At 70.3% G+C, this 14,376-nt stretch carries 10 protein-coding genes; 9 read left to right on the forward strand and 1 reads right to left on the reverse strand.

Annotated features, from left to right (window positions below; genetic code table 11):
• Window position 1: 1 nt before the first annotated feature.
• Window positions 2-1,675 carry a hypothetical protein gene (locus ACFY5A_RS06580; protein WP_387232517.1) on the forward strand — a complete coding sequence of 558 codons (1,674 nt, stop codon included), beginning with the start codon at window positions 2-4 and terminating at the stop codon, window positions 1,673-1,675.
• Between the two features lie 108 nt (window positions 1,676-1,783).
• Here the strand turns inward: ACFY5A_RS06580 and ACFY5A_RS06585 are convergent, their stop codons facing one another.
• Entirely contained in the window at window positions 1,784-2,440 is a 657-nt protein-coding gene (locus ACFY5A_RS06585; RefSeq protein WP_341940612.1) for a GntR family transcriptional regulator, read from the reverse strand.
• 147 nt (window positions 2,441-2,587) lie between these two features.
• Between ACFY5A_RS06585 and ACFY5A_RS06590 the strand changes: the two genes are divergently transcribed.
• From ACFY5A_RS06590 to ACFY5A_RS06625, 8 genes are all read left to right on the forward strand, one after another.
• Complete coding sequence (locus tag ACFY5A_RS06590) at window positions 2,588-4,666, forward strand: beta-galactosidase (RefSeq protein ID WP_387232520.1); 2,079 nt, start codon at window positions 2,588-2,590, stop codon at window positions 4,664-4,666.
• A complete protein-coding gene (gcvPA, locus tag ACFY5A_RS06595; protein ID WP_387232523.1) occupies window positions 4,663-6,045 on the forward strand; it encodes an aminomethyl-transferring glycine dehydrogenase subunit GcvPA in 1,383 nt (460 codons plus the stop codon). Before ACFY5A_RS06590 ends, gcvPA begins: the two co-directional genes overlap by 4 nt.
• Entirely contained in the window at window positions 6,042-7,649 is a 1,608-nt protein-coding gene (gcvPB, locus tag ACFY5A_RS06600) for an aminomethyl-transferring glycine dehydrogenase subunit GcvPB (protein ID WP_341940609.1), read from the forward strand. The genes gcvPA and gcvPB overlap by 4 nt, the downstream gene beginning before the upstream one ends.
• A 6-nt stretch (window positions 7,650-7,655) precedes the next feature.
• Complete coding sequence (locus ACFY5A_RS06605; RefSeq protein WP_387232526.1) at window positions 7,656-8,798, forward strand: ATP-NAD kinase family protein; 1,143 nt, start codon at window positions 7,656-7,658, stop codon at window positions 8,796-8,798.
• Between the two features lie 10 nt (window positions 8,799-8,808).
• Window positions 8,809-9,567 carry a glucose 1-dehydrogenase gene (locus ACFY5A_RS06610; protein ID WP_341940607.1) on the forward strand — a complete coding sequence of 253 codons (759 nt, stop codon included), beginning with the start codon at window positions 8,809-8,811 and terminating at the stop codon, window positions 9,565-9,567.
• A gap of 93 nt (window positions 9,568-9,660) precedes the next feature.
• Window positions 9,661-10,836: an ROK family transcriptional regulator gene (locus ACFY5A_RS06615; RefSeq protein WP_386948912.1), complete on the forward strand. Its 1,176-nt coding sequence runs from the start codon at window positions 9,661-9,663 to the stop codon at window positions 10,834-10,836.
• 78 nt (window positions 10,837-10,914) lie between these two features.
• Complete coding sequence (locus ACFY5A_RS06620; protein WP_387232529.1) at window positions 10,915-12,402, forward strand: M81 family metallopeptidase; 1,488 nt, start codon at window positions 10,915-10,917, stop codon at window positions 12,400-12,402.
• 156 nt (window positions 12,403-12,558) lie between these two features.
• Complete coding sequence (locus ACFY5A_RS06625; protein ID WP_341940604.1) at window positions 12,559-14,367, forward strand: peptide ABC transporter substrate-binding protein; 1,809 nt, start codon at window positions 12,559-12,561, stop codon at window positions 14,365-14,367.
• Window positions 14,368-14,376: the final 9 nt, after the last annotated feature.

A 14,376-nucleotide genomic window follows, 5' to 3' on the forward strand; every position in this document is an offset into this window, starting at 1 on the left:
CATGACGGATGCCGCCGACCTGGCCGCCCACGCCGCCCGCCATCTCGACCTCGTCTCCGCGCCCTTCACCCTGCCGCGTTCGCGCGTGCTCGTGTTCCGCGCGGAGCACGGAGACGGCGTGCGCGTGCACACCTCGGAGTACGAGAAGCGGCTGTCGGAGTGCCGGGTGCTGGATGCGATCGTCGTGACGGATGCCGAGGGCGCGGTGCTTCCGGTGGCCGATGTGCTGCCTGGGCGCGTGCGGTTCGAGGGCGACGCCACGCTCACCTTCGACGGCCCATCGGCGCTGAGCCTCGGCGGAGCGCCGGGCGCGCGCGTGCGTCTGGTGCGGCCGGACGGCTCCGTCGAGGAGCATCCGCTGGGCGACGGCATCCGACTGCGCATCGCGGCCGACCGCACCGTCTCCGTGGAGAGCGGGGGCCACGCGGCCGCGCTCGCGGCGACGGCATCCGTCTGGGACGAGTGGTTCGCGACGTGCCCGATCGTGCGCGACGACCTGCAGGAGATGACCGCGTTCTGCTGGTGGGTGCTCGGAGCGAACATCGTCGAGCTGCCGTCTCTGGGCGATGCCCGCGCGATCGTCCCGTCGAAGATCGGCTACGTGGGTCTGTGGCAGTGGGACGCCTACTTCATCGCGGTCGGCCTGCGTCACGGCGACCCGGAGCTGGCGCGCGAGCAGCTCGACCTCGCGTTCCGGTTCCCGCAGCCCGACGGTCAGCTGCCCGATGTCGTGCACGAGCACGGGGTGCTCGCGACGAGCGACGACCTGCCCGAGAGCGATCGCGCGAACCTGCGCAGGGCAGGGTCGCAGATCGCCGATCCGAGCGCGCCGGTGCCGCTGACCAAGCCTCCGCTCGCGGCCTGGGCGCTGCGCACGGTGCTCGCCGTGCAGGACGACCCCGACTACGCGCGCACCCAGCTCGCCCGTGTCATCCGCTCGCAGGACTGGTGGTTCGTGGGCAGCGACCTCGATCACGACGGGATGCCGGAGTACGGGCATCCCTACTCCTCCGGCCTCGACGACAGCCCCATCTTCGACGGACCGCTGCCCACGGCTGCTCCCGACCTCGGCGCCTATCTCGTGCGGCAGGACCTCGAGATCGCCGCGCTCCTGGAGCGGTACGAGCCCGGCGTCGACGTCACGCGCTTCCGCGAGCGCGCGGCCCGCACGCAGGAGCTCCTGCTGACGATGTGGTCGTCGGAGGAGAGCCGTTTCCTCGCGTACGGCGGTGGGGCGATCCCCGGAGCCCTCGGCGCCCCTGGCGGCGAGGTGCTGCACAGCGACACGGTCGTCGGACTCCTGCCGCTGCTCACCGGCACGCTCCCGGCTCCCGTCTCCGAGGCGCTGCGCGCGGCCGTCGACGATCCGTCCCGGTTCGCCCTGGAGTGGGGCCTGCCCACCGTCGCGGCATCCGACCCGGACTTCTCGCCGGAGCGGATGTGGCGGGGACCGATCTGGGTCAATACGAGCGTGCTCGTGGCTGAGGGGCTCGAGGCCTCCGGGTACCTGGAGCGCGCGCGGGAGCTGCGCGAGCAGACCGTCGCCCTCGTGATCCACGGCGGCGGCCCGCACGAGTACTTCAACCCGCACACGGGGCTCAAGGCCGAGCGCGCGACCACGGCGTTCGGCTGGTCGGCTGCGCTGTTCGTCGACCTCGCCGTCCGCCTGAGCTGACGCTTGTCGCTCGGGTTCCGGTCGCAAACCCGGTCGTGAATGCCATCGTTTCGGAGCCAGGTTTGCGACCTGAGTGCGGGGAACGCGGGGAGGAGAGAGGGAGGGAGCTCACGCCGTGAAGTACGAGCTCGATGCGTTGTCGAGGATGCGCTGCATGCCGTGCGTCCAGTTGGCCTTCAGTGCCACGATGGCGGCGGGGACGTCACCGGCGGCGAGTTGCCTCGCGATCTCGGCGTGCTCCGCGGCGACGCGCTCGACCTTGACGTCTTCCGGCACGAGCAGCGACTCGTACCGGTGGAAGGAGCTGCGCACGCTCTCGATCACGTCGAGGAGACGCTGGTTCGGGCACGCCGACAGCATGAGGCTGTGCCACTCGTCGTCCTTGGTGATGACGAGCTGGTGCTCGACGAGCTCGTCGGCGAACGCATCGGCCATCTCCTTGAGCCGCGCGCCGATGGCCTGCAGCTCGTCGAGCGGGCTGAGCTCGAGGGCCAGGCTCTCGAGAGCCGCCATGACGGGGGCGAGGTCGCGGAACTCCGAGGCGCTGAGCGGCACGAATCGGAAGCCTTTGCCGTTCTCGCTCTCGATCTGCCCCTCGGACTCCAGGGCGATCAGCGCTTCACGCAGGGGTGTGCGGCTGACTCCGAGTTCACCGGCGAGCTGCACCTCGTTGATGCCCTCGCCGGGCTGCACGAGACCTGCCCGCATCCGCGTCAGGAGCTCCTCGCGGACCTGCGAGCGCAGGTTCTTGCGTTCGATGGCCATGGATGGCATCCCCCTTCTGCGTCGCCCCTGCCCGTCAGCCTATGGGTTGACGGCTCCGGTACGACGATCTACTGTGGTGTATACAGAATACAGCGGACAGGCGAATTGCACCAGAGTCCGCCGCAGATGACTCAGAGAGGAGCCCTCGTGCCCGCATCCGACCAGCCGATCCGACGCGTCCGCATCGACGCGCTCGCCTACGGCGGCGACTACAACCCCGACCAGTGGTCGGAGGAGACGTGGCATGAGGACATCCGCCTGATGCGCGAGGCCGGCGTGAACATGGTCAGCCTGCCGATCTTCAGCTGGCCGCAGCTGGAGCCGGAGCCCGGCGTCTACGACTGGGGATGGCTCGACCGCATCATCGACCTGCTCCACGAGGCCGGCATCCGCATCGACCTGGCCACCGCCACCGCGACGCCGCCCTCCTGGCTGCTGCGCGCCCACCCCGAGATGGCGCCCTGGGACGCCGACGGGCACCGGCTGGAGTTCGGCTCCCGCCAGACGTACTGCCCCTCGTCTCCCGTCTGGCGCGAGAACGTCGCACGGATGACGCGGGCCATGGCCGAGCGCTACGGCGAGCACCCCGGGCTCGCCCTGTGGCACATCTCGAACGAGTACGGCGACCACACCTCGCGCTGCTGGTGCCCCGAGTCGGCCGCTCACTTCCGCCGCTGGCTGGAGAACCGCTACGGCGACCTCGACGGACTCAACGAGGCGTGGGGCGTGAACGTGTGGGGTCAGCGCTACACCTCCTGGGAGCACATCGAGACCCCGAAGAAGGCGCCCGGGCCGATCAACCCCACCAAGCTCCTCGACTTCGAGAGGTTCTCCTCCGACGCCCTGCTGGAGCTGTTCCAGATCGAGATCGACGTGCTGCGCGAGGTCACCCCCGACATCGCCGTGACGACGAACTTCATGAGCATGTTCCGCGACCTCGACTACTGGGACTTCGCGGCGGCGGAGGACGTCGTGACCGACGACGCCTACCCCGAGCCCGCCGACCCGACCTCGCACGTCGGCGCCGCCCTGAACTACGGGCTCATGCGCTCGCTCAAGGGCGGACAGCCGTGGCTGCTGCTGGAGTCGTCGGCATCCGCCACCAGCTGGCGCGACGTCAACGTGCCCAAGGCGCCGGGCAAGATCCGCGTCGAGAGCCTGCAGGCCGTCGCGCACGGGTCGGATGCGGTGATGTTCTTCCAGTGGCGCCAGGCCAAGTACGGCCAGGAGAAGTTCCACTCGTCGATGCTCGGCCACCGCGGCGAGAAGTCACGCAGCTTCCAGGAGACCAGGGCGCTCGGACTCGAGCTGAAGAAGCTGGAGCCCGTGCGCGGCACCCGCGTGCGCTCCCGAGTCGCGCTCGTCGTCGACTGGGATTCCTGGTGGGGCTCCAGCGCCCTCGAATCCCTCCCCTCACAGCGCCTGCAGTGGGCGCAGCAGGCCCGGGCCTGGCACCGCGCGCTCCACACGCTCGGCCAGCCGACGGATGCCGTTCGCGCCACGGGGCCGTTCGACGAGTACGACGTGGTCGTGGTGCCGAACCTCTACATCATCGAGCAGCCGCAGGCCGGTGCGCTCCGCGCCTTCGTCGAGCGCGGAGGGCACCTCGTGGTCGGCCCCTTCTCGGGTGTCGTCGACGCGACGGAGAAGGTGCACGACGGCGGCGCGCCAGGCCTGCTGCGCGACCTCCTCGGCGTCGAGGTCGACGAGCAGTGGCCGATCGCCGACGGACTGACCGAGACGGTCGACTACGCCGGCGAGACGCTCACGGCGCCCAGCTGGAGCGAATGGATCGAGGCGGATGCCGACGTCGAGGTGCGCGGTGCGTACTCCTCCGGCGAGCTCGCCGGGCTCCCCGCCGTGACCCGGCGCCCGGTCGGAACCGGCGCGGCCTGGTACCTCAGCGCCATGCTCGAGCACGACAGCATGCTGCCGGTGTTCCGCGACGTGCTGATCGGCGCCGGCCTCCCCGCCCGCGACGACACCGACGTGGACGTCGAGGTCGTCACCCGCGCCGACGAGACCACCGACTACACGTTCTACCTGAACCACGGGCAGAGCCCGGTGGCGTTCGCGCTCCCCGGAGACGCGACCGACCTGCTCACCGGCATCCACCACTCCGGCCGCCTCGACCTCGGCCGCTACGGCGTCGCCGTGCTCGCGGCGCCCCGTGCAGAGACCATCCCCTTCTCCACCCTCATCCCGACCGCGAAGGAGGACGCATGACCGAGCCGTTCGTGCATCCGTACATCCCCAACACGGCGCCGGAGTCGCGGGCCGCGATGCTCGCCGCCGTCGGCGCCGCCGACGTCTCCGAGTTCTACGCCGACGTGCCGGAGTCCCTGCGCCTCGGCCGCCCGCTCGACCTGCCGGCGCCGCTCGTGGCCGAGCAGGATCTCGCGCGTCACGTGCGCGGGCTGCTCGCCAGGAACCGCTCCACGCAGGAGCGCCTGAGCTTCCTCGGCGCCGGCGTCTACAACCACTACGTGCCGGCGGTCGTCGACGAGGTCATCGGCCGCAGCGAGTTCCTCACCGCCTACGCCGGTGAGCCCTACGAGGACCACGGCCGCTTCCAGGCGCTGTTCCAGTACCAGTCGCTGATGGCCGAGCTGCTGGAGATGGACGTCGTGAACGTCCCCACCTACGACGGCTACCAGGCCACCGCGACCGGCCTCACGATGTCGGGACGCATCACCGGGCGGCCCCGCGTGCTCGTCGTCAGCGACGTGCTGCCGGCGAAGCTGTCGAAGGTGCACGACTACGTCCGCGCGCACCTCGCCCTCGAGCACGTGCCCACCGTGAACGGCACGGGCGACGTCGCCGCGATCCGCGCCGCGCTCGGCGACGACGTCGCGGCGGTCTGGGTCGAGACGCCCAGCGTCACGGGCGCCGTCGAGGCCTCGCTGCAGGAGATCGCGGATGCCGCGCACGCCGCCGGCGCCGTGGTCGTCGTCGGCACCGACCCGATCGGCTACGGCATCCTCACCCCGCCGTCGCTGCACGGCGCCGACATCGTCACCGGTGACATCCAGTCGCTCGGCCTGCACCAGTGGTTCGGCGGCGCCCACGGCGGGTTCATCGCCGTGCACGACGACCCGACGTTCGTGATGGAGATGCCCTCGCGGCTCTTCGGACTGGAGTCCACCGACGTCCCAGGCGAGTACGGATTCGGCGACGTCGCCTACGACCGCACCTCCTTCGCCCACCGCGAAGACGGCAAGGAGTGGGTCGGCACGGCCGCCGCCCTCTGGGGCATCGCCGCCGGCGTCTACCTCGCCCTCATGGGCCCCGCCGGCATGGCCGAGCTCGGCGAGACCCTCCTCGCCCGCACCCGCTACGCGCAGCAGACGCTCGCCGCGATCCCCGGCGTCGCGCTCGACGACGACGCCGTGCACCTGCGCGAGTTCACCGTGACCCTGCCGGTCCCGGCATCCGATGTCGTCTCCGCACTGCGTGCGAAGGGCATCGAGCCCGGCGTCGTCGTGGGCGAGCGCCGCCTGCTGGTGTGCGTCACCGAGCTCACCACCCAGACCGACATCGACACCCTGGCCGCGGCGCTCGCCGAGGTCACCGCATCCGCCACCGTCATCGAGGAGCCGAAGTGACACTTCCCGTCGCCCCGAAGCCCGCGCTGCGGCGCTTCCAGCAGGCCCGCTGGGACGAGCCGATCATCTTCGAGCTGTCCACCCCGGGTGAGCGCGGAGTGCTCGTCTCGCAGGTCGAGCCCGGCATCCGCGAGGCCGTCGGAGACGTGGTCGCGGAGCTCCCGGCATCCCTGCGTCGCCCGTCGGCCGCGAAGCTCCCCGAGATGGGCCAGATGCGCGTGCTCAAGCACTACCTGCGCCTGTCGCAGGAGAACCTCGGCGCCGACTTCAACGTCGACATCGGCCAGGGCACGTGCACCATGAAGTACGCGCCGAAGATCAACGACCAGCTCGCCGGCGCCCCGCAGATCACCGCGATGCACCCGCATCAGGACCCGGCCGACGCCCAGGGCGTGCTGGAGATCCTCTGGCAGCTGGAGCGGATGCTCGCCGAGATCTCCGGGATGGACGAGGTCTCCCTGCACACCCAGGGCGGATCCGCCGCGATCTGGTCGAACATCGCCATGATCCGCAGATTCCACGAGGCCAACGGCGAGGGCGAGCAGCGCCGCGAGGTCATCACCACGATCTTCAGCCACCCGTCGAACGCGGCGGCCGCGAAGGCCGCGGGCTACGAGGTCATCACGGTCTACCCGGATGCCGACGGCTACCCCTCGCTCGACGCGCTGAAGGCCGCGCTGTCCCCCCGCACGGCGGCGATCATGGTCACCAACCCCGAGGACACCGGCATCTACAACCCGGCCATCAGGGAGTGGGTGGATGCCGCGCACGCCGTGGGCGCCCTCGCCTCCTACGACCAGGCCAACGCCAACGGCATCCTCGGCATCACCCGCGCCCGTGACGCCGGCTTCGACGTGTGCCACTTCAACCTGCACAAGACCTTCGGCACGCCGCACGGCTGCGGCGGACCGGGTTCCGGCGCCAACGCGGTCTCGGCGGCGCTCGCGCCCTTCCTCCCCGGACCCCGTGTGGTGCGGGAGGACGACGGGACGTTCGCCGTCTCCGAGGCGGGCGAGCAGTCCATCGGCGCGGTGGCCCCGTTCTACGGCGTCATCCCCGCGCTCGTGAAGGCGTACTCGTGGATCATGGCGCTCGGCGCCCCCGGCCTGCTCGCCGCCGCCGAGACCGCGGTGCTGAACAACAACTACCTGATGTCGCTCGTGCTGGCGATCCCCGGGGCCTCCGCCCCCTATGCCACCGGCCGCCGCCGCATCGAGCAGGTGCGCTACTCGTGGGAGGAGCTGTTCGAGGAGACCGGCGTCTCGTCGGAGGAGATCGGCATCCGCATGACCGACTTCGGGATGCACTACTGGACGAGTCACCACCCCTACGTGGTGCCGCAGCCGTTCACGCTCGAACCCACGGAGTCGTACTCGAAGGCGGAGCTGGAGGAGTACGCGGCCACGCTCGCCGAGGTGGCGCGCGAGGCCAGGGAGACCCCGGAGGTCGTGCGCACGGCCCCGCACAACCAGACCGTGCACCACACGCATCACGACGATCTCGACGACCCCGAGCGCTGGGCCATCACCTGGCGGGCGTATCAGCGCAAGTACCCTTCGGCAGGCTCAGGACGGCGTGCGGCGGAGCTGGCCGCGCAGGCCTGACGCGACGTGATCGGACTGGTCGTCAACCCTGTCGCCGGAGTCGGCGGGCCCGCGGGCCTCGCCGGCTCCGACGGCGCGGACGTGCAGCGCCTCGCCCTCGCGCGCGGCGCCCGTTCGCGCGTGCAGGAGCGCACGGCCGCAGCCCTCGCGGTGCTGGCCGCCCGGCATCCGTCCCTCGTCGTCCTGACCGCCGCCGGCCCGATGGGCGCCGACGCCGTGCGCGCCGCCGCCCTGGTGCCCCGCGTCGTGTACTCGCTCGACGGCGACACCGAGGACACGGATGCCGCGGACACGGCGCGTGCCGTGGAGGCGGTGGCGAGGGCGGGCGCGGAACTGATCCTCGTCGTGGGCGGGGACGGGACGCTGCGCGACGCCGTCGCGGGGCTCGGTCTCTCGGACGCGCGACGGATGCCGGCGGTGCTCGGCATCCCGGCCGGAGTGAAGATGTACTCGCCGGTGTTCGCCGTGAGCCCGGCCGCCGCGGGGGCGATCGCCGCCGACTGGGTGGCGCAGGGCGTGCTGCCGACCGAGGAGCGCGAGGTGCTCGACATCGACGAGGCCGCGCTGCGGCGCGCACGCGTCGACCCGGTGCTGCACGGATTCCTGCGGGTTCCGGTGCGCCGCGGCCGCACCCAGGCCCGCAAGGCGCCGACCCCGGCGAGCGAGGCCGCCGCCGTCGAGGCCGCGGCGAGAGGCGCCGTCGCGCGCATGCGGCCGGGTGTCCGCTACCTGCTCGGCCCCGGCGGCACCACGGCCGAGGTCGCCCGTCTGCTCGGGGTCGTCGGCACCCCGCTCGGCGTCGACGTCGTGCTCGACGGCGCCGTCACGGTGGCGGGCGCGAGCGAGCAGCAGCTTCTCGCCGAGACCGCCGCGGGGCCCGCCCAGGCCGTCGTCACCGTGATCGGCGGCCAGGGGTTCCTGCTCGGCCGGGGCAATCAGCAGCTCTCGGCATCCGTCATCCGCTCCCTCGGCGACGAACCTCTGATGGTCGTGGCCCCCGAGCAGAAGATCATCGACCTGCGCGGACGTCCGCTGCTGGTCGACACCGGAGACGCCGCGCTCGACGCGCGCCTCTCCGGCCACGTGCGCATCACCACCGGCGTCGGCACCAGCAGCCTGTACGCCGTCGCCTCTTCCCACACCCTCTGAAAGGAACATCATGCGTCTCGAGAACAAGAAGGCCATCGTCACCGGCGGCGCGGGCGGCATCGGCCGCGCCACGTCGCTCGCGCTCGCCGCGGAGGGGGCGGCGGTCGCCGTCGTCGATCTGAACGCCGAGGCCGCGGAGGCCGTCGCCGCCGAGATCCGCGCGGCCGGAGGAGCCGCGGTCGCGATCGCCGCCGACGTCGCCAGCGAGGCCGACATCGAGCGCGTCATCGCCACGACCGTCGCAGAGCTCGGGGGCGTGAACGTCGTCTTCAACAACGCCGGCATCATCCGCCGCACGACCGCCGTGGAGACGACCGTCGAGGAGTGGGATCGCGTGTTCGGCGTGAACGTGCGCTCGATCTTCCTCATGTGCAAGCACGTCGTGCCGATCATGGAGGCCGCGGGCGGCGGCTCGATCATCAACACGGGCTCCGGCTGGGGGCTCAAGGGTGGCGGGCAGGCGATCTCCTACTGCGCCTCGAAGGGCGCGGTCGTGAACATGACCCGCGCGCTCGCGATAGACCACGGCCCCGCCGGCATCCGGGTCAACTCGGTCAACCCCGGCGATGTGAACACCGGGATGCTGAGCGACGAGGCCCGTCAGCTCGGGCAGGACACGGCGTCGTTCCTCGCGGAGGCCGCCGATCGCCCGCTGCGCCGCATGGGGCAGCCGAGCGAGGTCGCCCAGGCCGTCGTCTGGCTCGCGAGCGACGACTCCTCCTACGTCACGGGTTCGGCCCTGGTGGTCGACGGCGGCGGCATCGCCTGAACACGTGTGTCACCCCGTGTCGTACGGGGTGACACTGTGCGGTCCTGGGAGTATCTTTGTTTGACCACCGAAACAAGATGATTCGAGGACACCGTGGCGCCGGCGACCCAGACCGCATTCTCCGAGGGTGAGATCTTCCGGCTCGTGCGCACGGGAGCGGCGCAGTCGCGCGCCGACCTCGCCCGGCTGACCGGGCTCTCCCCGTCGACCGTCGCGCTCCGGATCGAGGCGCTGATCGCCCACGACTACATCGAGGAGAACGGCGAGGGCGTGTCGCGCGGCGGGCGGAGGCCCCGCGTGCTCACGGTGAAGGCCGGGGGCAGCGTCGTCGTCGGCGTCGATCTCGGCGAGCAGCACGCGACCGTCGCGCTCTTCGATCGTCGGGCGGAGGTCGTCGCCTCGACCGTCGCCCGGGTGTCGCTCCTCGACGGTGTCGAGAGCGTCGTGAACCAGGTGTGGGAGCACGCTCGCGGACTGGCGGAGGAGCACGGCGGCCTCACGATCGAGGGCATCGCGATGAGCCTCCCCGGTCCCGTGGATTCGCGCACCTCGCGCCTGCTCGCGCCGATGCGGATGCCGGGCTGGAACGGCGTCGACGTCGGAGAGGTCCTCGGAAAGACCACGGGGCTCCCCTTCCTCATCGACAACGACGCGAACGCGATGGCCGTCGGCGAGTTCATCGAGCGCGGCGGCGAGCAGGAGCAGCTGGTGTTCGTGAAGGCGGGCAGCGGCATCGGCTGCGGGATCATCCTCGACGGTGCGGTCTACCGCGGCTTCCGCGGGGTCGCGGGCGACATCAGCCACGTCGCCCTGCACAACGCACCGCCCATCATCTGCTCGTGCGGTCGGGTCGGCTGCCTCGACGTGGTCGCGAGCGGGGCGGCGATCGTCGATGCGCTGCGGGAGGCGGGTGCGGCGGTGGAGACGCTCGACGACGTGCTGGCGCTGGCGCAGGACGCGCACCCGAAGGCCACCTCCGCCCTGCGGGAGGCGGGTGCCCGCACGGGCGAGGTGCTCGCGACGATCATCAACTTCTTCAACCCCCAGGCGCTCGCTCTGGGCGGGCGTCTGGCCACGGCCGATGCCTTCGTGGCGGGGGTGCGACAGGCGCTGTTCACCCTCTGCCTCCCGATGTCGACGGACGCTCTGGAGATCGGCGTGAGCCGCGCCGGTGCATTGGCGGGCGCCCGCGGCGTCGCCTGGGAGCTGCTGGAGCGGCTGCTCGACCCCGCCGGAATCGACGAGGAGCTGCGTCTCGTCACTCAGTAGTTCGATCATCGGCATAAGTCGGATGCCGGTAGCAGCAAGTGGCTTATCTTGATTCGAGAGCGACTCTAGACTCGGAGTATGACCGAGACCTCACCGCTCCCGCGCATCGCCATCGCCGGCATGGCCATCGAGTCCAGCACCTTCTCGCCGCACCGAGCAGGCGAGCGGGACTTCCTCCGCATCGAGGGCGACGACCTCGTCACGCGCTACGACGCACTGCGCGAAGGAGAGCTCACGGAGAGGGCCGAGTGGCTGCCGGTGTACTACGCCCGGTCGATCCCCGGCGGCGCGGTGCTGCGCGAGGTGTACGACGCCATCAAGGCGCGCATCTGCGACGGGCTGCGCGAACTCGTGGCCGACGGTGGGCGGCTCGACGGTCTCTTCTTCGACATCCACGGGGCGATGAGCGTGGTGGGCATGGACGATGCCGAGGGCGACCTGATCACCGCGATCCGCGAGGTGATCGGCGCGGACGTCGTCGTCTCGGCATCGATGGATCTGCACGGCAACGTGTCGCGTGCCCTGATCGAGAACGTCGACATCATCACGTGCTACCGACTGGCGCCGCACGAGGACACGTGGGAGACCCGCGACCGCGCCATCCGCAACCTGGTCGAGGCGCTCGAGGGCGGCGTCACCCCGCGTCGCGCCTGGGTGCGCGTGCCCATCCTGCTGCCCGGCGAGAAGACCAGCACCCGCGTGGAGCCCGCCAGGAGCCTCTATGCCCGCATCCCCGAGATCGAGTCGCGCCCCGGCGTCACCGACGCGGCGATCTGGATCGGCTACGCCTGGGCCGATGAGCCCCGCTGCCACGCCACGGTCGTCGTGACCGGCACCGATGACGAGGCGACGTCCGCTGCCGCGTCGGAGCTCGGTCGCGCGTTCTGGGACGTGCGCGACGACTTCGAGTTCGTCGGCCCTCCCGGCACGCTCGACGAGGGGGTCGCTGCCGGGCTGGCCGCGACCGACACCCCGTACTTCATCAGCGATTCGGGCGACAACCCCGGCGCGGGCGGCACGGGCGACGTGACCTGGACGCTCGCCCAGCTGCTGCAGAAGCCCGAGCTCACCGCGGACGATGCGCCGGTGACGCTGTGCGCGTCGGTGTTCGACAAGGGCGCGCTGGACATCCTTCGCGGCTGCACGGTGGGGGAGCGGGTGTCCGTCGAGGTGGGCGCGCGCGTCGACAGCGGTCCGCACGGGCCGGTCCTGGTCGACGGGGTGCTGCACAGCCTGCACGAGGGCGATGAGGATGCGGGCGGCATCGCCGTGATCCGGGTCGGCGGGCTCCACGTGATCGTCACCGAGTACCGCAAGGCGTACCACGACGTCTCCGACTTCACCTCGATCGGACTCGACCCGGTCGCGGCGCAGATCGTCGTCACGAAGATCGGCTACCTGGAGCCCGAGCTCTACGCCATCATGCGCGGATGGACGCTGGCGCTCACCCCCGGCGGCGTCGACCAGGACCTCGAGCGCCTCGGGCACCACCGCATCCAGCGGCCGATGCATCCGTTCGACGCGTTCGACGCCGCACCCGACCTGACCGCCGAGATGGTGGGATGACGAGGGCCGCTCCTCTTTGTTTCGACAGCGAAGCAAGTTAGTTACTCAAACGTAACAAGATCGACTTTTGTGACTAACTTAGTTCGTGCATGATTCAAAGTGCGTCTTAAATTGGACGAACGCTTCGGTGACGAGGCGGTGAACGAGGAGGTTTACATGCGATCTCAGTCGCTGCGTCGCAGGCTGCTCGCCCCCCTGGGTGCGCTCGCCGTCGCGACGCTCGCCCTGACCGCCTGCCAGGCCGGAGCCACGAGCGACGGCACGGCGAGCGAGAAGGACACGGTCAGCTTCGCGCTCCAGGTGGGAACGGGTCCCAACTGGATCCTGCCGATCTCGTCTCCCGACAAGATGGCCACGCACAACAGCGCCATCAAGGCGACGATGTGGCCGCGTCTGTTCGAGTACAACGGCGTCGACGGTGAGATGGGCTGGGACAAGAAGGCGTCCGCAGCGAAGTCCTACGAGTTCTCGGAGGACCGCAAGACCATCACCATCACCCTGAACGACCTCGACTGGTCGGACGGCACGCCCGTCACCTCGCGCGACGTCGAGTTCTGGTACAACCTCGTGCGCTTCAACGGCGAGAAGACCGGCGGCTACTCGGCCGGCCTGATGCCCGACAACATCGTCGAGTTCACGACCGTCGACGACAAGACGTTCTCGCTGACGATGGACAAGGTGTACAACGAGGAGTTCCTCCTCGGCAACCAGCTCAGCCTCATGTACCCGATGCCCCAGCACGTGTGGGACAAGACGAGTGCGGACGGCGAGATCGGCGATCACGACCGCGACGCCGCGGGCGCGGCCGACGTGCTGGACTACCTCTTCTCCGAGGCGGAGGACATGAAGACCTACGCCTCGAACGACCTGTGGAAGACCGTCGCCGGTCCCTACACGGTGAAGAGCTGGTCGGACTCGGGCCTCGTGGAGCTCACCGCCAACAAGAAGTACACCGGCGAGGACAAGCCGAGCATCGACAACGTCAAGTTCCTGCCGTTCACCTCGGCGGACGCCGAGATGAACGTCGTGCGCTCCGGTGACGTCGACTACGGCTACGTGACCAGCTCGCAGCTCACCAACGAGAAGCAGTTCACCGACCTCGGCTACAGCATCGAGCCGTGGGCCGGCTGGTCGATCACGTACATGCCCTACAACTTCGCCAACCCCGAGAAGGGCTCCTTCTACAAGCAGCTCTACGTGCGCCAGGCGCTGCAGCACGCCGTCGACCAGGAGAGCATCTCCGACGTCGTCTGGCACGGCGCCGCGACGCCCGACTACGGTCCCATCCCGCAGACGGCGGACTCCAACGGACTCTCCGACGTGCAGAAGGACAACCCGTACCCGTTCGACCTGAAGAAGGCCGAGAAGCTGTTCACCGACCACGGCTGGGTCAAGGGATCCGACGGCACCCTCGAGTGCGCCGAGGCGGGCGCGGGCGAGGACCAGTGCGGTGAGGGGATCGCCGCCGGTGCGAAGGCGGAGATCGTCGTCACCACGCAGAACGGCTCGCAGGAGACCGACAACATGATGGCGGAGATCCAGTCCTCGCTCGGCAAGATCGGCGTCAAGATGACGATCGACTCCAAGCCGCTGGACACCGTCCTCACCCAGGCGCAGGAGTGCAAGACCGGCAGCGCGTGCACGTGGGAGCTCGTCTTCTTCGGCACGGCCGGCAGCTGGTACTTCCCGCCCTACGCCACCGGTGAGCGCGTCTTCGCGAAGGACACCAAGTGGAACGCGGGCCAGTACGACAACCCCGAGGCGGAGGAGCTCGTGCAGGCGATGGCCTTCTCGACCGACCCCGAGATCGCGAAGAAGTACTCCGCGTTCCTCGCCACCGACCTCCCGGTCATGTGGATGCCGAACCCGGTCTACCAGGTCTCCGTCGTCCGCGACGGACTCGACATCGCCCACCAGGACCCGGGTGCGTCGTTCCTGCCGCAGCGCTGGTCCTGGGCCAAGTAACGAGTAGGT

The sequence above is a fragment of the Microbacterium sp. NPDC012755 genome, assembly GCF_042901325.1.
Lineage (GTDB): Bacteria > Actinomycetota > Actinomycetes > Actinomycetales > Microbacteriaceae > Microbacterium > Microbacterium natoriense.

Coding starts and splice junctions, on each gene's coding strand:
- ACFY5A_RS06580 (WP_387232517.1), top strand. CDS start 2: ATGACGGATGCCGCCGACCTGGCCGCCCACGCCGCCCGCCATCTCGAC.
- ACFY5A_RS06585 (WP_341940612.1), bottom strand. CDS start 2,440: ATGGCCATCGAACGCAAGAACCTGCGCTCGCAGGTCCGCGAGGAGCTC.
- gcvPA (WP_387232523.1), top strand. CDS start 4,663: ATGACCGAGCCGTTCGTGCATCCGTACATCCCCAACACGGCGCCGGAG.
- ACFY5A_RS06610 (WP_341940607.1), top strand. CDS start 8,809: ATGCGTCTCGAGAACAAGAAGGCCATCGTCACCGGCGGCGCGGGCGGC.
- ACFY5A_RS06620 (WP_387232529.1), top strand. CDS start 10,915: ATGACCGAGACCTCACCGCTCCCGCGCATCGCCATCGCCGGCATGGCC.
- ACFY5A_RS06625 (WP_341940604.1), top strand. CDS start 12,559: ATGCGATCTCAGTCGCTGCGTCGCAGGCTGCTCGCCCCCCTGGGTGCG.